Below are 17,326 nucleotides of genomic sequence, written 5' to 3' on the forward strand. Positions count from 1 at the left end.
CCCTTTCTTTCTACCGTACATCGTTTATAGAAATGTACGGATAATGAATGCCAACATGATAGGAAACAAATAACAAAACGACAAACAAAATAACAAACAGAACGTCATATTTGCCAAACCCGATTTCATAGTAAAACGTGCGCGGGCCGCTGCCTGAAAACTGTTTCGCCTCCATCGCCACCGCGATGCGCTGAGCGCGTCGAATGCTTTGCGACAAAAGCGGAATGGCGTAGCGTTTCACTTTGCTAAACCCTCCACGATTCGGCACGCCGCGTACTTTCAAAGCATAATGCACGTTTTGAAACTCCTCAATCATCATCGGCAGCAAACGGACAGCTGCTAGAAAGCTGTACGCATATTTCGGCTTGAGCTTCAGCTGCTGCATCAGCGAGTAAAATAGATGCACCGGCCGGGTCGTCAAGGAAAAAATTAAACCCAATAGCCCGAGTGCCAAGGCGCGAAACCCAAGATGCACACCGCGCCAAAAGCTCTCTTCCGTAACATGGATGAGCCCCCAGCGAAACCATGTCGTCTTTCCTTCACCAAACATCATCATTGATGAAGCGGTAGAAACAAAGATGAGAAAGAACGGCAAAAACATCCAAACAAGTGCGTTCGCCGAATAACCCGTCCCAAAGCAAAACAAAACAAAAAGGGCGAGCGAGAAATTGATCAGTACGTTCGGATTATGAATGAATAAAACAGCAAAAAAGAGAATAACGAGCACGATCAACTTCAAGCTCGGATTCGTCTCATGAAGCCATGTCTCACGGCGGTGAATCTCCCATTTCATTGCCCGGCTCCTCCTTCGGCGAACGCCAACTCCCGGATACCTAACCGCTCGTCCTGGACAAGTGCTCCGCCTTCAATCACCCAACGTCTCGTCGCAAAGCGGCGGACGATTTGTTCGTCGTGAGTGACCATCACAATCGCTGCCCCTTGTTCACGGTACGATTCAAGCATCTCGAGCAAAGCGAACGTATTTTTCGCATCCTGTCCAAATGTCGGCTCGTCAAGCAAAAAGAGTCGTTGGCCGGCAACAACGGAGGCAGCCACACTCAATCGACGCTTTTGGCCGACTGACAGCTGGTACGGATGCGTATCTTGTTGGCCGACAAGGTCAAATTCGCGCAAAAGACGGGCGACTGTTTCTTCTGTTTCCTCGCTCGAACGCCCCTCGAGCCGGAGCGAATAAGCGAGCTCATCCCGTACGGAATGGGTGACAAATTGGAACTCCGGATTTTGAAACACAAAAGCGATATGACGATGCAATGGCTGCCGCTGCTTGACATCATCTCCTAACAACCGATAATCTCCTTGTGTACGGATGAGCTGCATGAGTGCGTGCAAGAGTGTACTCTTACCGGCACCATTTCGGCCAGTGACAGCAATCCATTCACCTGCCCGCACCACCGCTTCGGAAACGCTAATTTTCACTTCCCGCTTGCGAAAACCACGAAAATCGCGAAGACAAAGGAGTTCTTCTCCTTCCCGCCACTTCCGCCGCTGTACCCTCCGGTCGTATTCGTCCCAAACGCCCGGATGCCAAATGCCTTCAGCGCTGATGACATCTTTATATTGGGAAAATACTGTTCTTGCCTTGCCATCAGCCATGACTCTTCCATCACGGCCGAGCAGCACAATCCGATCAACAAAGTCAAGGACATGATCGATTTTATGTTCGACGATGATGACCGTTTTATCGCGGCTCACCTTCTTGACAGTTTGCCATACTGCTTTTGTCCCTTCCTCATCAAGCAGTGCGGTCGGCTCATCCAAAAACAGGACCTCCGGCTCAAGCGCAAGCACGGAAGCGAGCGCCAGCCGCTGTTTCATCCCGCCGGAGAGTGTATGAATATCCGTATGCGGTTCGATTGTCAACCCAACTTGATCCAAAAGAGCGCGAATGCGGGCGGGCATCTCCTCGCGCGGTACCCCTCTATTTTCAAGAGCGAATGCGATTTCCTCATCCGCGTACGGCATGCAAAATTGTGCATCCGGGTCTTGAAACACATAGCCCCACCGTTTTGGCAGCTCGAGATGTTCCGCCTTCATCGGCACATCGACTGAGTTGGGAATGATGCCAGCCATCACTTGCAACAACGTTGACTTGCCACATCCAGATGGGCCAAGAAAGAGCACTTTCTCCCCTGCGGTAATCGACAGTGATAAATCGTGAAACAACAGCTCACGATGTCCGGGAAATTTGAGGCGCAGCCGATCGATTGTAATTCCATGTCCCATCGTTTATCAGCCGCCTTATCGGTTCAGCGCATCATAATCTTCTTTTGAAGCTGGCCGCCACATCTGTGTCACCCCGGTTTTCTCAAGCGCCTTGGCCAACGAGACAGCGAACACGCCGGAAATGAGGATGGCACCAACAAAACGTGCCAGCAAAAAGAGCGCCATATTCCATGGGGCTAGCGCCTCGATATATCCTTTGTAAAAGTCCATGATGAGCGAACCGACCGTGGCGCTGACTGCGCTTAACGATACGACGAACACGTCAAAGCGCCGATAGCGGAACGCCGCAAACACAAGCTCAGCAAACAATCCTTGAACAACTCCATAAATGAGCACCTCAAGCCCCCATTGCGACCCCATGATCAATTCGCCGGACGAAGCCGCAATTTCGGCAAGCAGCGCCACTCCTGGCTTACGGATGAGCAAATAGGTAAGCGATGAAGCGATAAACCACATGCCGTAAACCAATTGATCGGCATGAACCCCGAACACTTTCACGACTTCATATACTGGGGACCATACTTTGTAAATGACACCAAACACGATTGCAATCACAATCGTTGTCAAAATGTCAGCCAACTTCAATCCTCTTGCTGTCTTCACCATCGCATGCCTCTCCTTCCACAATCGTCCCCCGCTCCATCAATGTCAGTCTAACGGACTGTCATCATTCGAACGGGTACGCCATCTTCAAAAACTTATATTCGCCGCCGCTCGGCGGCTTCACAAATTTGCTTGGCAATTGACATTCTTTCTCCCCCTTTTCCAAAAAATAAAAACGCCGCTTCCTTTACTAACTAGCGTAAAGAAAGCGGCTTGGGCATACCATTTCGCAAGGCAAGGCAAAACCATCCTTACCCCATGTGTAGCTCCTCTCCACTTCCCTACGCTGGTATTACCCAGATCAGGTGCTAAGGGTCTCAAAGGCACACTTTGATCTCAGCCTTTCTAAAGGCCCCCCTAGTGGATGTCCCATCATGATGACATTTTCCTATTCAAATTTATCATATCACGGCAGCGGTGATTGTCAACTCTTTTTTCCGTCCGGCGTTGCGCCGCCCACCATGATTCGCTATGATTAAAACGCAACGACTGACTATCGAATGGGAGTGGAATTGATGGCAAAAGTCATTTTAAAACGCCAACGAAAAAAGCGGCTTGAACAAGGTCATCCATGGATTTTCCAAAGTGAAGTCGACCGCATTGAAGGGGACATTACGCCAGGTGATTTCGTCGATGTCTATAACCACCAAGGTTATTGGCTGGCGAAAGGATACATTAACCCGGCCTCACAAATCATTGTGCGCATACTGACGCAAAACCCCGATGACGAACTGAATGAGGAGTTTTTTATCGAGCGCATCCGCCAGGCATGGGCGTACCGTGAACGGATGATTCCCGGCATCCGCTCTTGCCGCGCCATCTATGGAGAGGCCGATTTTCTGCCTGGGCTCATCGTCGATAAATACGAGGATGTGCTCTCTGTACAAATTTTGGCGCTTGGAATGGAAAAACGTAAAGATTGGATTTTGCGCGGCTTGCTTGATGTGTTCGCACCAAGAGCCATTTATTTGCGCAACGATGTGTACGTTCGGGAACTTGAGGGACTTAAACAAGAAAAAGGCTTTTGGTATGGAGAAGCAGAAACAGAAATCGAAATCGAGGAAAACGGCGTCAAATATATTGTCGATATTGAAGGTGGTCAAAAAACCGGCTTTTTCTTCGACCAGCGGCAAAACCGCGCCGCCCTCCGCCCGCTCATCGGCCCGGAGACAACCGTGCTTGACTGCTTCACTCATACCGGTTCATTTATGCTAAACGCCTGTCTGTACGGAGCAAAACACGTCACCGCTGTCGACATTTCCGAACATGCGATTGAAACGGCGAAGCGAAACGCAGCCTTAAACGGCTTTACAAACGTTGATTTTGTCGTCGCCAACGCCTTTGATTATTTGCGCGAGTCAGTGCGCGCCGGCAAACAGTGGGATGTCGTCATCATCGACCCACCGGCGTTCGCCAAATCCGCCCATGCGGTTCCGAAAGCGTTGCGCGGCTATAAAGATATCAACTTAAATGGGCTGAAGCTTGTCAAAGACGGCGGCTTTTTCGTCACTTCGAGCTGCTCTTACCATGTCCGTCCGCACATGTTTCAAGAGATGGTTGCCGACGCGGCGTTTGACGCCAAAAAAGTGCTGCGCCAAGTATACTGGAGCGGCGCCGGCTATGACCACCCGAAGCTACTCGCTGCTGATGAAGGCGACTATTTAAAATTCGCCATTTATGAAGTGCATTCGCGACGTTAAAGAAAAACGCTTAAGGGCTGACCTTAAGCGTTTCTTTTTTGTCCTGAGCGGAGCGGCTGTTCTTTGCGCAGCACACTCAAATAAACGAGCATCGAAATAAGCACCGAACCGGCGGCAGCTAAATAAATGCTCGGGTAGCCAAACCAATGGCTGATTTGACCGAAGACGATCGCTCCGATGCCAACGCCTAAATCAAAAAACGAGAAAAATGTTGCATTCGCCATCCCTTTTCGGTGAACAGGCGCCCGCTCAACCGACCATGCCTGCAGCCCCGGCTGCACCATGCCAAATCCAAACCCATACAGCACCGCTGCGGTCAATAACGCCCATTCCCCTGGCAGCCAAGCAAGCATAAGCATCGCCAGCAAAACGAGCCCCGCACCAGGAAGAAAGACGGCCCGATGTCCTTTCCGGTCATACAGCTGGCCGGCGAACGTCCGGGTTACCATTAAAGCGAGGGCGTAAAGCAAAAAGTAAAGCTGTAAGCCTCCGATCTGTTTTTGCGCTGTATATAAGGGCAAAAACGAGGCAATGCCGCCAAATGTCACCGTTAAAAAGAACAGCAGCACCGACGGAATCAAGGCCGTCTTTTCGTAAAGATCCCATTTTTTTTCACCTTTATCATGTCCCGCTTCTGCTTTTTTATATGTAATGGCCGCGGCAAACAACAAAGACGCCACGCCAAGCGCCGCACAAATCATGAATAAATGGCTGAACGGAATGGCAGCCGCCAGCACGAGTCCGAGAGACGGCCCAAAGGCGAGGGCAATATTCCCTGACAACCCGTAATAACCCATCCCTTCCCCACGGCGGTTCGCTGGGATGATATCTGTCGCCACCGTGCCGGATGCCGTTGTCGAAAACCCCCAGCCAATCCCTTGAACAACCCGCATTAAGAAGAGAAGGAAAATGCTAGAGATGAAGCTGTACGAGCCAACCGAAATGACGAAGATCAACAATCCGAACAAAAACACAAATCGGCGCCCTCGTGTCTCAAGCGCATGGCCAGCGAACGGACGGACAATAAGCGCCGAAAACGTAAATACTCCGACAACAAGGCCAATTAACTGATCGTTGCCTCCTAAATATTCGACAAACAGCGGCAATGTCGGCAACGTCATTTGAAACCCAAGAAAGATGAAAAAGTTAGCTAAGCAAATTAAAACGAAATTGCGCGTCCAAATTTTTTCTTTCTGCTCCGCAACAACATGTTTTTGTTGCGCATTCATGCCGATCCCCCTTAATAAAATATGTATTTCGTGTCCCTTAATATTTGTCAGTATAACATAACTGTATGCTTCTGTTTAAACAAAATGTTTTCGAGCCATATTTTTTCATACAAATGAAAAAGCCGCCAATTCGGCAGCTTTTACCATCCTTTCCGTTTGCGCAATGACATAATTTGCGCAGTATGGTGCTTCCCATGCCATGTATACAGCGCGGTCAGCACGTACAGCGGCATCGCTTGTTTCGCCCCTTCAGGGCAAATAAGACGTTGAAAGTCCGCTTCCGTCATGGACTCAAGCAGCGTCGCCCACCGCACGTGCAGCCCTTCAAGCAACATGAGTGACGGCTCGATCGGCAACGAACGGGCGTCGGCCGTTTTCGCCCATTCACTCTCTTCAAACGGCTTAATGGCTGGCTTATCCTCTGTCAAGCCCCATTTCGTACGCAAAAATGCGTTCATGCTCGCATCAGCTAAATGGTGAACAACTTGAGCCACGGTCCAACCGCCATCGCGATACGGCGTGTTCAACTGTTCATCATTCAAACCCGCAACAGCGGCCCGCAATGCATCTGGAAGCTCGCGGATGGCCGCAATCCATTCTTTTACGTCCTCAGCACGAAACTGTGCCGGCGCTTGAAACGTTCCGATTGGATAACGAATCGGATCGATCGTTGACATTGTTGCTCATCTCCCTTCCACCTTTATTTATTCAACGCGGATAGGAAGACTCCTCCTTATTCTTTCCAGACGTAGACCCTGGTTTCATACGGTTTGAGCTTAAAGCGGGTCGCGTTTTTATGTGGCCGAACCGGATAGTTGCCAAGCGCTAAATCGTCCGACTGAAGGCGGATGCCGTCATAGCGGTAAAGCGAAGGACGGTTAGATAAATTGACAATGATAAGCGCCCGTTCATGGCCGAGCGTTCTTGTATACGCGTAAATGGACGGATGATTTTCTAAAAGTAAATCATACGTTCCGTAAACAAACAGTTCGTTTGTTTTCCGCAGCTGAATCATTCGTTTATAAAACGACCATATTGAATTCGGATCACGCTGCTCGGCCTCTACGTTAATGGTGCGATAATTTTCGTTCACTTTGATCCACGGCGTTCCGCTAGTAAATCCCGCATTCGGAGCGTCTGACCATTGCATCGGCGTGCGCGAATTATCTCGACCTGTTTGCCAAATGATGCGCATAATGTCATCATGATTTCGTCCTTTCGCCCGTTCGAGCTCATACAGCCGTAAAATAGCGACATCACGGTAATCGTTAATATCTGAAAACTGCACATTGGTCATACCAATCTCTTGGCCTTGGTAAATGAACGGCGTCCCTTGCATGAAAAAGTAGAGCGCGCCGAGCGCCTTCGCGCTCTCCAACCAATAATCACGGTCATCCCCCCATGTTGAAACAGAACGGGGCAAGTCATGGTTTTCTAAAAAAAGCGCGTTCCATCCACGGTTTTCTAACCCTTTTTGCCATTTCGTCAACGTCCGCTTCAGCCGCCGAACATCGATCGAGCCATCAGTCCGCCGCTGCCATAGCCCTAAATGCTCAAATTGAAAAATCATATTAAAGATGCCGTCTTCTTCGCCCACCCATTGTTCAGCATCGTCAACGGTCACCCCGTTCGCCTCGCCGACCGTCATAATATCATAACGTGCAAACGTTTGCTCTTTCAATTCTTTTAAATAATCCATAATCCCCGGCTGATTCATATGGCCAGCAAACGAAGGTACATATTTCAACCCTTTCGGATTCGGCAAGTCGGGAAGACCCGGCTTTTTCTTAATATGGGAAATGGCATCAACACGGAACCCGTCAATTCCTTTGTCGAGCCACCAATTAATCATCTCATACAGCGCCTGGCGAACTTCGTCATTTTCCCAGTTCAAGTCAGGCTGCTTCACGTCGAAAATATGCAAATAATATTGTCCTGTCTGCTCGTCGTATTGCCACGCCGAACCTCCGAAAATGCTTTCCCAGTTGTTCGGCTCACGCCCATCTTTGCCGTCGCGCCAAATATACCAATCACGCTTCGGATTGTCCCGCGATGAACGCGATTCAATAAACCACGGATGTTCGTCGCTCGTATGGTTGATAACCAAATCTAAAATGACTTTCAGCCCGCGCCGGTGGGCTTCAGCGAGCAGTTCATCAAAATCGTCCATCGTTCCGAACTCATCCATAATCGCATGATAGTCGCTAATATCATATCCGTTATCGGCGTTCGGCGACCGGTAAATCGGACAAATCCAGATGATGTCAACTCCAAGCTCCACTAAGTAATCCAGTTTTTCCATAATCCCGCGAAGATCACCGATGCCGTCGCCGTTTGCATCCATAAAGCTGCGCGGATAAATTTGATAGGCGATGCCCTCTTTCCACCATGTTTTCTTCAAGGCTGCCTCCCCCTTTTTGTGCACACGTTTTCACTACTAACTGTACACTACATTACTGTGAGAAACAACTCTCTTTTACAAAAAAAGTGGCCATTTGGCAAAGAACTTACAAGCTCCCGCCAAACAGCCAGCATCGGTTATTCACCAGCCGCACGACTCGCTTCATAAATTTTCAAATTATGGTACACCGTTTCAAGCAGCGGCGCTTGAATGCCATATCGCTTAGCAAGCAGCAGCAAATACCCTTGCAAATGGTCGGCTTCAATCAGCTGCCCTTTTTCCATGTCGCGTTGCATCGATGATTTCATCGTCGGGGCGATTTGTTCGAGCTGAATGCGCTGCCGCTCGGCCATCTCATCAGTTAGCGGTGCACCGTGTGCCTGCATAATCTCCTTAATTTCCCCAAGCAGCCGATCGATGATGGCTCCCCCGTATTCACCGGAACGAATTGGCCCAATCGGAGCACGAAACAGCGTTGTCACGCCCGACATCGTCGCGATGAACAAGTATTTATTCCACATATCAGCGGCAATTCGTTCGCTCAAACGAAAGCGGGCATTGGCTCCCGCAAACAGCGATTCAAGCGCTTCGGTCCGCTCCGTTCGTTCCCCTGACCACTCGCCAAAACGGACATCATGCGCTGAACTTGTCTGCACGATTTCCCCCTTCTCATTCAGTGTCGTTTCAATAAAACAAAGGCCGCCGAGGACATTCCTGCGTCCAAACGTCTCCCATAGAGTATCCATATGAGCCATGCCGTTTAGCAGCGGCAAAATCATCGTCTCTTGGCCAATATATGGCTTAGCATCGGCGATAGCGCCCGCCAGGTGATACGCTTTGCTAGAAAATATGACAACGTCAAACGGCTCGGACGGTTCCCCGGCAACCATCAGTTTCGGCTTCAGCACCGCATCACCATGTACACTGTGAATCACGAGTCCATGTTCCTCAAGTTCCCGTTTTCTCCGCTCACGGACGAGAAATGTCACATCCACCCCTTTTTCAAGCAATCGACCGCCGAAATACCCTCCAACAGCGCCAGCACCAACGACAAGAATTCGCATATAATAACCCCTTTCTTCTTGTTTTATTGGCCGGCATGGCCAATCTCTTTTTACCGAAGCACTAGTCCCACATCTTATAGATGAGTCAAGCTGTTTTGTGAAGGTGGTCTTTCTTTTCTCAAATTGGAAAGTTAAGGCGTTCTCTCACTTTCACAAAGACAAAAAAGAAGAAGGGAGATCAACCCCTTCTTCCCTCCCACCTCTAGCAACAGCGCGACACTTTACCGCCTTTGGCGTTATAACGTGCCTCTTGCGCCTCACAAAAAAATTCTTTTCGTGATTTAATCGGCTCACCTGGGTGATGAGTTTTCATATGCTCGACATATTTTTCATAGTTCGGCACACCGACAAGCAAGTCAAGAAACTGCCGACGGTAAGACAAAATGGTTTGCAACCATTTAGGCATAGTTCTTCGCTCCTTCTTCACTGTCGCGCGGCACGTACGGCGCTTCTTTGAGCGGCACATGTTTGTTTTGCAACACTTTGATCCATATATTTAGCGCCGAGATGAGCATTGCGATCACAACAAGCATGAAAATCGCACATAGCACAGCATCAATATAGTCGTTCATAATAATTTGCCGCATTTGCGCCTCATTCGCTGCCGGCGCCAGCACTTTTCCTTGACTCAAATGTTCTTTAAACAGTTTGGCATGCGACAAAAATCCGATTTTCACATCTTCGTGGAATAACTTTTGGTACCCGGCCGTCAATGTGACAACGAGCAGCCATGTCGTCGGCACAAGCGTGACCCAGACATACGCTTTTTTGCCCATTTTAAACAGAACTGTCGTTGCGAATAATAAAGCGATGCCAGCGAGCATTTGGTTGGCGATGCCAAACAGCGGCCATAGTGTGTTAATGCCGCCAAGCGGATCAACAACACCTTGATACAAGAAATAGCCCCACGCCAATACACAAAGAGTTGTCGCGATTAAGTTTGAAACGAGCGAATCCGTTTTGCCAAGCGGTTTATAAAATGTCCCCATAATATCTTGGATCATAAAGCGGCCAACGCGCGTGCCGGCATCAATCGTCGTTAAAATGAAGAGCGCCTCAAATAAGATGGCGAAGTGGTACCAAAATGCCATGAGCGCCTTACCGCCAATGATGTCTGATAAAATGACCGCCATACCAATCGCCAGCGTTGGAGCCCCGCCCGTGCGCGACAACACGGTTTGCTCGCCAACGTCTTTCGCCAGCTCCGCCAACATGTCAGGGGTGATCGTAAATCCCCACGATGACACAACTTTTGCCGCCTGCGCCACATCCGTACCGATCACCGCCGCCGGGCTGTTAATCGCGAAGTATGCTCCTGGTGTCAAAATGCAAGCGGCGATCATCGCCATGACAGCGACGAACGATTCCATCAACATCGCGCCGTAACCAATCGGCCGCGAATGGCTTTCAAGCTCGATCATCTTCGGTGTGGTGCCGGACGAAACGAGCGCATGGAATCCGGACACCGCACCGCAAGCAATCGTAATAAACAAGAACGGGAACAAGTTACCGGCGAAGACCGGTCCTGTACCATCGATAAATTTTGTCACCGCCGGCATTTGCAAATCTGGCATGACGACTAAAATACCAAGCGCAAGACCGACGATCGTTCCGATTTTCAAAAACGTGCTCAAATAATCCCGCGGCGCCAAAAGCAACCATACCGGCAGCGCCGAAGCGACAAAACCGTAAATAATCATTAAGATGGCAATTGTTTCACCTTTCAACGTAAACATTGCAGAAAGCGTCGGGTGTTCCGATACATATTGTCCAGCCACGATGGACAAGATCAGAAGAATAACCCCTCCAAGCGATGCCTCTGCGACACGTCCCGGACGGATAAAGCGCATGTAAATCCCCATTAAAATCGCAATCGGAATCGTTGCCGCAATCGTAAACATTCCCCACGGGCTTCCAACAAGCGCTTTCACAACAACGAGCGCCAACACAGCCAATAAAATAATCATAATACCTAAAATACCAAGCGCTGCGATAAAGCCCGTCACCGGCCCCATTTCTTCTTTAATCATCTCGCCAAGCGATTTTCCGTTGCGGCGCATGGAAGCGAATAAAATGATGAAATCTTGCACCGCTCCACCGAGGACGACACCGATGATAATCCAAAGCGTTCCCGGCAAATACCCCATTTGTGCGGCCAAAATCGGTCCGACAAGCGGTCCCGCACCGGCAATAGCAGCGAAATGATGGCCAAACAGCACCCATTTGTTCGTCGGAACATAGTCTTTCCCGTCATTGAACACTTCCGCCGGCGTTTTTCGGTTATCGTCAAGTCCAAACACTTTACGAGCGATAAACCGGCTGTAAAAGCGATAAGCAACCGCATATGTACAGACAGCGGCAACGATGAGCCAAATCGCATTGATTGACTCGCCGCGGCTTAACGCCAAAATGGCAAACCCTGCAGCCCCGAGAACAGAAATCAATCCCCATAACAAAATCGATTTTAGTCCTTTCATATGCTTCCTCCTTGCTACGTCTCTTACCAAAATTATTTATATTACAATTATATTTATTATTCTGAAAAAATCAAATATATTTTTTCCTCTACTTTTGTACTGTTTAAATCATCAGGTAGAATTTCCCTGATTTACTATTACCAAAAAGTATAAAATAGGTCTTAATTGCAAAAAATGTAAATGTGCACCGCATTTTGTCCATTAAATCCTCCTCTGCTGCTCTTCGCTCCGCTTCATGGTGCACCAGTTGAAGCAATGATCATTATTTCAGTAAAGGGTCGAGAAAGTGAAAGCGATGGAAACATTGTTGTGGAGCATTGCTTTGCCCGGTTTCGGACAATTGTTAAACAGGAAGTATATAAAAGGAATCGTGTTTATTTTTTTGGAACTGCTTATTAACACACAATCACAGTTTAATGAAGCGATCTGGCTCAGCTTTTTAGGCCGTACATATGAAGCAGCGAACATCGTGAAAATTAATTGGCTGATGTTTTACCCTTGTTTATATTTTTTCACCTTGTGGGATGCATTCAAAGATGCTGGTGGCGGACAAACACCATACTCATTTTTGCCGTTTGTTTGTTCCGCCTACTCTGTGACGGTCGGCTTAATATACTCGTTCGATGTCACGATTGCCGGCATATTTTTCGGGCCCATTTGGCTGCCAATATTATCGGTCATCCCTGGGGTAGCCATCGGTCGGCTGTTACAAATCCTTTTGTTGAAATGGAAGTAGCTGTTTGTCCCGTCACCGCCTATTATAAAAGCCGCCAATTATTCATTGGCGACTTTCAAATGCGGTTTTTTGGCGGCCTTTCTTTTTTTCTGCGTTCCAATCGCAATGACAGCAGCGACAAGAAGCAGCTCAAATCCGTATTTAATCACAGGGTTGGCAAAGTATCCTTTCAAAAACGGCTCGTCGACGATCATTTTTGATGCCGTCCAAGCGAGAATGCCAGCACCAATCGTAATAATGATCGGGAAGCGTTCGATCCATTTTAAAATGAGCGTGCTGCCCCACACCATAATCGGAACGGAAATCAACAGCCCTAGGATAACGAGGAGGAAATGCCCATGCGCGGCACCAGCCACCGCCAACACGTTATCAAGTCCCATCAATGCATCAGCAATAATAATCGTGCGGACTGCTTCCCATAAACTCCCCCCCGCTTCTATATCATCATGCCCCTTTTCCTCAACGAGCAACTTATAAGCGATCCAGATAAGTAAAAGACCACCGACAAGCAAGAGACCTGGAATTTTAAGGAGCCATACAACGAAAATCGTTGCCATCGCTCGGATAACGACAGCACCGACAGTCCCCCAAATCACCGCCTTTTTTTGCTGATGTTTTGGCAAATTGCGGGCTGCCAATCCGATGACAATCGCATTATCCCCCGCCAACACAAGGTCAATAATAACAATCGACAGCAACGCCGTCCAAAATTCTGGAGAAAATAAATCCACAGACATCCCCCTTTACAAGTTATATTTTTCCTTTAATGAAGCCGGAGCCATCTTAATGATTTGCTGCAAAATAAACATGAAAACGGTAAAATCATCGATAAAGCCAAATAGCGCAAACCAATCAGGAATGAGATCAAACGGCGACGCAATATACAACAGCAACAATCCAACGAAGAACGTCTTTTTCCACACTGATACCTCGCGCGAAGCAAAAAATTCAAATAAAAACGGAAGAAAACGCCGAACGTTAACAACAAAACGAAGCCACCTCAACCACTTGCGCATGACATTTCCCTCCATTTTTCTCACAATTCCCCACGAAGTCGAGTCCACTTTCCTTTACGGTTATCCTCCCCCTTTCGTTTCATGAAATGAAAAAGACCTTTACCACGCTTGGTAAAGGTCTTTAAATAAAATAGACCTTTACCACAACAGGTAAAGGTCTCGCTAACAACATTACCGTTGCCAACAAAGCCGAGGGCGTACACCCTGAACTGACGACTTTGCTGTTAAAGCTACTCCCCTTTAACAAAAGGATATTTACCTTTCAATTACATAATATTCAATGTTTATACGTCCTGTCAACTCAATTTTTCCCAATGACAACAAAAAATCAATCTTTTCCACGCCAAACGGAAAGTGGAAATGGATTCTTGTTTTCGAAACCGGCTGATCATCTCTTGATCCTTCCACCTTTTTACTGACCAGCTGTAAACTTTAAACCGATGATTCCGACGAGAATGAATAATAAAAAGACGATCCGCGGCGCATTAACCGGCTCATTTAAAAATAGCATGCCAATGACAACCGCCCCAAACGCCCCGATTCCTGTCCATACCGCGTAGGCGGTGCCGATCGGCAATGTTTTTATCGCCATCGATAAAAAATAAAAGCTGGCTGCCATCCCGGCAACGGTCATGACAGACGGCCACAGGCGGGTGAACCCAGCCGTATATTTCAGCGAAATGGCCCAGACGACTTCGAATATCCCGGCGACAACTAGGTATACCCACGCCACGTTTCATTCCTCCTTTTGAAAAATAAAAAAAGCCGTGAGAAATATCAACATGATATTCCTCCCGGGCTTTTGTCCCTCCGTGTACGCGAGAATGCCGCGCGTTTTCTCTCGGTCACAGGCCGGCCGCAAAGCAGCCGCGGAACCCTAGAAAACCTTTCTCTTCCTTTATCCGCTGTTATTGTACCATGTTTGTTACCAATCGTCTACTGATTTGACCTACCGCATTACCGTCATAGAAGAAAGCAGATGGGACATCCCCACCTGCCTTACACCGGATCGTTATCAACATCGCTGTACGATTCAATCGCTTGATCGAGCGCACGGTAGGCCTCAGCGAAAGCGTTCGTTGCCGATTCATCGCCAGCCTCGGCAAGCTCTATTCGTGCATTTCGCGCGTGAGTCACCGCACGGATCACATCTTCGATCATTTTCTGTTTGTCTCCAGCGTTCGCTTTTAACTGCTCCAGTTCATGAATCGCCCCGTCAAGGCTCGTCGAGTGTGGTTCGTTAAACGATTGTTCCAACTGCTCTTTCACACGCTGCAATGTTTCTTTCATGATCGCCCACCCTTTCTTGATTCGTTATCATCCGCTAGTGTGGGCGATTGACGGCAAACTATGCATCATCAAACATTGAAAGTGTTTACTCATTCACGTGCACATCTTTCAAGCCAACCCAAAACGCAGCAACGACCGACAGTACGACGACAACCATCGGTGCATACATGATCAAAAATGTTTGCATCACCCTTTTCCTCCTTCCCATTTTCCTTTGACGTACGCCTTGTTAAACAAAAAGAGACGCATAAGTAAATAAAGCGACGGAATTAACAACAGTAATCCTGCAATAAACGCGACGATCAACGCCATGGCCATCGTTTCATTCGTAAACCCGTCATAAATCGTCAAATAGGGATATAGCAAATACGGATAATGCGAAATGCCATAGGCGTAAAAGGCGAACGCATATTGAAACAAAAGCGCAATAAACGCCCATCCGAATCGCCGCTGCCGCCCAAGCAGCCAAACTGTGATGACGAAAAACAAAAAGGAAATAACCAACATCCATGCTACATTCCATAGATTGTCATAATGCTCAGGATTATGGTAGCGGAGCTGGTATATAATGAGCAGCGCTGACAACATCGTTGGCCCGCTCCAAAGAAGGGCGTAGCGGCGTAACAGCGCCCGCGCTTGTTCATCCCCAGCCGCGTCCGCATAATACGTCAAAAAAACAGCAGAAATATAAAGAACGCTCGTCACACTTAACAACACAACACTCCATGACAACGGGCTCGCAAACAGCTTCCCATAGTCAAGCGCAACACCCGCCGCGCTTTCTTCTACAAATCCGCCTTCGGAAATCGTCAACACGATTGACAGCGAGGCGGGAATAAACAAACCCGTCAATCCATAAGCGAGCAAATACCAATTCCGCTCTGTCTCCCCGTACGTATGAAACGCATAGTACGAGCCGCGGATGGCTAACAAAACAATGGCAATGCTTGCAGGAACAAGCAAAATCGATCCGTAATAATACGCTGTTTTTGGAAAAAAGCCGACAATGCCAACAAAGAAAAAGACGAGAAAGACGTTCGTCACTTCCCATACAGGGGAAAGATAACGCTGAATGATGCGATGCAAAATATGCTGTTGGTTTGCCCAATGGCTATAAACGCTAAAAAACCCGGCTCCGAAATCAATCGAGGCAACAATAATGTAGCCGAACAAAAACAGCCATAGTACCGAGATGCCGATGACTTCGAGCGTCATGGCGCCACCTCCCCCCTATTCGCGCGTTCTTCCAGCTCCCGTTCGACCGGGTTGCGGCGGAACATGCGAATGAGCACTGTTGCACTTGCAATGACCAACACTATATACAAAAGGCAAAACAAAACAAGCATCGTATCAACATGCGCGGACGTTGTCGCCCCTTCTGCGGTTTTCATATAGCCGCGCAAAATCCACGGTTGCCGCCCGACTTCCGCTAAGTACCATCCAGCCTCAATCGCGATCATCGCCAACGGCCCTCCTGCCACTAACAACCCAAAAAACCAATTTTTCGCCGTCCATTTCCATCGGAAAATTGATCCAAGCCAATATACGGCTGCGACAACCATTAAAAACACACCGATCGTAACCATCATATCAAATAAGTAATGAATGTACAGCGGCGGACGCTCATCTTCCGGAATATCATTCAGTCCAGTCACAACTGCAGCGGGATGGTTATGGGCCAAAATACTAAGAGCATATGGGATTTCCAAAGCATATTTCACTTCGTTGTCTTCTTCAAGCGTGCCGAACAAGATAAGCGGCGCGTGGGAACTCGTTTCAAAATGCCATTCAGCGGCTGCCAGCTTTTCTGGCTGGTATTCGGCTAAAAATTTTCCGGATAAGTCACCGACCAACGCACTAGCTACGGAAAAAATAAAAGCTGTTTTCATCGTTAAATGAAGTGCTTTACGATGGTAAATGTGGCGGTTGCCTTTCCATAAATGCCAAGCAGCGATCGAGGCGAGCACGAATGCCGACGTCATATATGACGTTGCCAACACATGAGCGACCTTTGTCGGCATCGCTGGGTTGAACATAGCCACGATAGGATCAATGTTGACAAGCTCTCCGTTTTTCAACTCAAACCCTTGCGGCGTATTCATAAACGCGTTCACCATCGTAATAAACATGGCTGATGCCGAAGAGCCGATGGCCACCGGAATGAGCAAAAGCAAATGTTTTTTTTGATTTTTGAACCGATCCCATGTGTACAAATAAATGCCCAAGAAAATGGCTTCAAAAAAGAAAGCAAATGTTTCCATGAATAGCGGCAAGCTGATCACCTGACCAGCCAGCTGCATAAAGTTCGGCCATAAAAGCGATAGCTGCAAGCCGATCGCCGTTCCAGTCACCACCCCGACCGCTACAGTGATGACAAAGCCGCGCGTCCAACGTCGGGCGAGCAAGATGTAATGCATGTCGTTTTTGCGAATCCCAACCCACTGAGCAATAGCGATCATAAGCGGGACCCCGACACCAATCGTGGCGTAAATAATATGGACCGTTAACGTCAATTCTGTCAAAATACGGCTAAGCAACACTGGATCATAGCCGTTCATGATTCATC

At 48.3% G+C, this 17,326-nt stretch carries 18 protein-coding genes and 2 riboswitches; of the genes, 2 read left to right on the plus strand and 16 right to left on the minus strand.

The window, feature by feature from the left end:
• Positions 1-10: 10 nt before the first annotated feature.
• The 3 genes from DSM465_RS0112020 to DSM465_RS0112030 are packed head-to-tail and all read right to left on the minus strand — an operon-like array spanning position 11 to position 2,850.
• Positions 11-793, minus strand: coding sequence for an energy-coupling factor transporter transmembrane component T family protein (locus tag DSM465_RS0112020; protein ID WP_008881620.1), 783 nt, complete (start codon positions 791-793; stop codon positions 11-13).
• Complete coding sequence (locus DSM465_RS0112025) at positions 790-2,244, minus strand: ABC transporter ATP-binding protein (protein WP_008881621.1); 1,455 nt, start codon at positions 2,242-2,244, stop codon at positions 790-792. The genes DSM465_RS0112020 and DSM465_RS0112025 overlap by 4 nt, the downstream gene beginning before the upstream one ends.
• Positions 2,245-2,259: 15 nt before the next feature.
• Positions 2,260-2,850, minus strand: a complete 591-nt coding sequence (locus tag DSM465_RS0112030; protein ID WP_008881622.1) for an ECF transporter S component — start codon at positions 2,848-2,850, stop codon at positions 2,260-2,262.
• A 258-nt stretch (positions 2,851-3,108) separates the two neighbouring features.
• Positions 3,109-3,216: riboswitch (TPP riboswitch) on the minus strand.
• Positions 3,217-3,362: 146 nt separating this feature from the next.
• Between DSM465_RS0112030 and DSM465_RS0112040 the strand changes: the two genes are divergently transcribed.
• Complete coding sequence (locus DSM465_RS0112040; RefSeq protein ID WP_008881623.1) at positions 3,363-4,547, plus strand: class I SAM-dependent rRNA methyltransferase; 1,185 nt, start codon at positions 3,363-3,365, stop codon at positions 4,545-4,547.
• Between the two features lie 23 nt (positions 4,548-4,570).
• On the opposite strand, the gene DSM465_RS0112045 is transcribed toward DSM465_RS0112040, so the two are convergent.
• From DSM465_RS0112045 to DSM465_RS0112070, 6 genes are all read right to left on the minus strand, one after another.
• Positions 4,571-5,776, minus strand: coding sequence for an MFS transporter (locus DSM465_RS0112045; protein ID WP_008881624.1), 1,206 nt, complete (start codon positions 5,774-5,776; stop codon positions 4,571-4,573).
• Positions 5,777-5,916: 140 nt separating this feature from the next.
• Positions 5,917-6,453 (minus strand): YfiT family bacillithiol transferase, encoded by a 537-nt coding sequence (locus DSM465_RS0112050; protein WP_011886844.1) that lies wholly within the window; start codon positions 6,451-6,453, stop codon positions 5,917-5,919.
• 56 nt (positions 6,454-6,509) lie between these two features.
• Entirely contained in the window at positions 6,510-8,177 is a 1,668-nt protein-coding gene (locus DSM465_RS0112055) for a glycoside hydrolase family 13 protein (protein ID WP_029761458.1), read from the minus strand.
• Positions 8,178-8,314: 137 nt separating this feature from the next.
• A complete protein-coding gene (locus tag DSM465_RS0112060) occupies positions 8,315-9,241 on the minus strand; it encodes a ketopantoate reductase family protein (RefSeq protein ID WP_029761459.1) in 927 nt (308 codons plus the stop codon).
• A 202-nt stretch (positions 9,242-9,443) separates the two neighbouring features.
• On the minus strand, positions 9,444-9,647 hold the full coding sequence (locus tag DSM465_RS0112065) for a YbdD/YjiX family protein (protein ID WP_011886841.1): 204 nt from the start codon (positions 9,645-9,647) through the stop codon (positions 9,444-9,446).
• Positions 9,640-11,718, minus strand: coding sequence for a carbon starvation CstA family protein (locus DSM465_RS0112070; protein ID WP_029761460.1), 2,079 nt, complete (start codon positions 11,716-11,718; stop codon positions 9,640-9,642). Before DSM465_RS0112070 ends, DSM465_RS0112065 begins: the two co-directional genes overlap by 8 nt.
• Positions 11,719-12,004: 286 nt before the next feature.
• Between DSM465_RS0112070 and DSM465_RS0112080 the strand changes: the two genes are divergently transcribed.
• On the plus strand, positions 12,005-12,454 hold the full coding sequence (locus DSM465_RS0112080; RefSeq protein ID WP_011886839.1) for a hypothetical protein: 450 nt from the start codon (positions 12,005-12,007) through the stop codon (positions 12,452-12,454).
• Positions 12,455-12,492: 38 nt separating this feature from the next.
• On the opposite strand, the gene DSM465_RS0112085 is transcribed toward DSM465_RS0112080, so the two are convergent.
• The 7 genes from DSM465_RS0112085 to DSM465_RS0112115 all read right to left on the minus strand — a co-directional run bounded on the left by DSM465_RS0112085 (position 12,493) and on the right by DSM465_RS0112115 (position 17,318).
• Entirely contained in the window at positions 12,493-13,185 is a 693-nt protein-coding gene (locus DSM465_RS0112085) for a TerC family protein (RefSeq protein ID WP_029761461.1), read from the minus strand.
• A gap of 12 nt (positions 13,186-13,197) precedes the next feature.
• On the minus strand, positions 13,198-13,470 hold the full coding sequence (locus DSM465_RS0112090; protein ID WP_029761462.1) for a YkvA family protein: 273 nt from the start codon (positions 13,468-13,470) through the stop codon (positions 13,198-13,200).
• A 412-nt stretch (positions 13,471-13,882) separates the two neighbouring features.
• Positions 13,883-14,203: a quaternary ammonium compound efflux SMR transporter SugE gene (gene sugE, locus DSM465_RS0112095; protein WP_029761463.1), complete on the minus strand. Its 321-nt coding sequence runs from the start codon at positions 14,201-14,203 to the stop codon at positions 13,883-13,885.
• A gap of 56 nt (positions 14,204-14,259) precedes the next feature.
• Positions 14,260-14,362: riboswitch (guanidine-I (ykkC/yxkD leader) on the minus strand.
• A gap of 107 nt (positions 14,363-14,469) precedes the next feature.
• Entirely contained in the window at positions 14,470-14,760 is a 291-nt protein-coding gene (locus DSM465_RS0112100) for a hypothetical protein (RefSeq protein ID WP_008881634.1), read from the minus strand.
• A gap of 85 nt (positions 14,761-14,845) precedes the next feature.
• A complete protein-coding gene (cydS, locus tag DSM465_RS20285) occupies positions 14,846-14,947 on the minus strand; it encodes a cytochrome bd oxidase small subunit CydS (protein WP_374717298.1) in 102 nt (33 codons plus the stop codon).
• Positions 14,947-15,975: a cytochrome d ubiquinol oxidase subunit II gene (locus DSM465_RS0112110; protein WP_011886837.1), complete on the minus strand. Its 1,029-nt coding sequence runs from the start codon at positions 15,973-15,975 to the stop codon at positions 14,947-14,949. The genes cydS and DSM465_RS0112110 overlap by 1 nt, the downstream gene beginning before the upstream one ends.
• Entirely contained in the window at positions 15,972-17,318 is a 1,347-nt protein-coding gene (locus DSM465_RS0112115) for a cytochrome ubiquinol oxidase subunit I (protein ID WP_029761464.1), read from the minus strand. Before DSM465_RS0112115 ends, DSM465_RS0112110 begins: the two co-directional genes overlap by 4 nt.
• Positions 17,319-17,326 lie beyond the last annotated feature (8 nt).

It is taken from the genome of Geobacillus thermodenitrificans subsp. thermodenitrificans DSM 465 (genome assembly GCF_000496575.1).
In the GTDB taxonomy this organism is placed as follows: domain Bacteria; phylum Bacillota; class Bacilli; order Bacillales; family Anoxybacillaceae; genus Geobacillus; species Geobacillus thermodenitrificans.

Coding starts and splice junctions, on each gene's coding strand:
- DSM465_RS0112020 (WP_008881620.1), bottom strand. CDS start 793: ATGAAATGGGAGATTCACCGCCGTGAGACATGGCTTCATGAGACGAAT.
- DSM465_RS0112025 (WP_008881621.1), bottom strand. CDS start 2,244: ATGGGACATGGAATTACAATCGATCGGCTGCGCCTCAAATTTCCCGGA.
- DSM465_RS0112030 (WP_008881622.1), bottom strand. CDS start 2,850: ATGGTGAAGACAGCAAGAGGATTGAAGTTGGCTGACATTTTGACAACG.
- DSM465_RS0112040 (WP_008881623.1), top strand. CDS start 3,363: ATGGCAAAAGTCATTTTAAAACGCCAACGAAAAAAGCGGCTTGAACAA.
- DSM465_RS0112045 (WP_008881624.1), bottom strand. CDS start 5,776: ATGAATGCGCAACAAAAACATGTTGTTGCGGAGCAGAAAGAAAAAATT.
- DSM465_RS0112050 (WP_011886844.1), bottom strand. CDS start 6,453: ATGTCAACGATCGATCCGATTCGTTATCCAATCGGAACGTTTCAAGCG.
- DSM465_RS0112060 (WP_029761459.1), bottom strand. CDS start 9,241: ATGCGAATTCTTGTCGTTGGTGCTGGCGCTGTTGGAGGGTATTTCGGC.
- DSM465_RS0112065 (WP_011886841.1), bottom strand. CDS start 9,647: ATGCCTAAATGGTTGCAAACCATTTTGTCTTACCGTCGGCAGTTTCTT.
- DSM465_RS0112070 (WP_029761460.1), bottom strand. CDS start 11,718: ATGAAAGGACTAAAATCGATTTTGTTATGGGGATTGATTTCTGTTCTC.
- DSM465_RS0112090 (WP_029761462.1), bottom strand. CDS start 13,470: ATGCGCAAGTGGTTGAGGTGGCTTCGTTTTGTTGTTAACGTTCGGCGT.
- DSM465_RS0112100 (WP_008881634.1), bottom strand. CDS start 14,760: ATGAAAGAAACATTGCAGCGTGTGAAAGAGCAGTTGGAACAATCGTTT.
- cydS (WP_374717298.1), bottom strand. CDS start 14,947: ATGCAAACATTTTTGATCATGTATGCACCGATGGTTGTCGTCGTACTG.
- DSM465_RS0112110 (WP_011886837.1), bottom strand. CDS start 15,975: ATGACGCTCGAAGTCATCGGCATCTCGGTACTATGGCTGTTTTTGTTC.
- DSM465_RS0112115 (WP_029761464.1), bottom strand. CDS start 17,318: ATGAACGGCTATGATCCAGTGTTGCTTAGCCGTATTTTGACAGAATTG.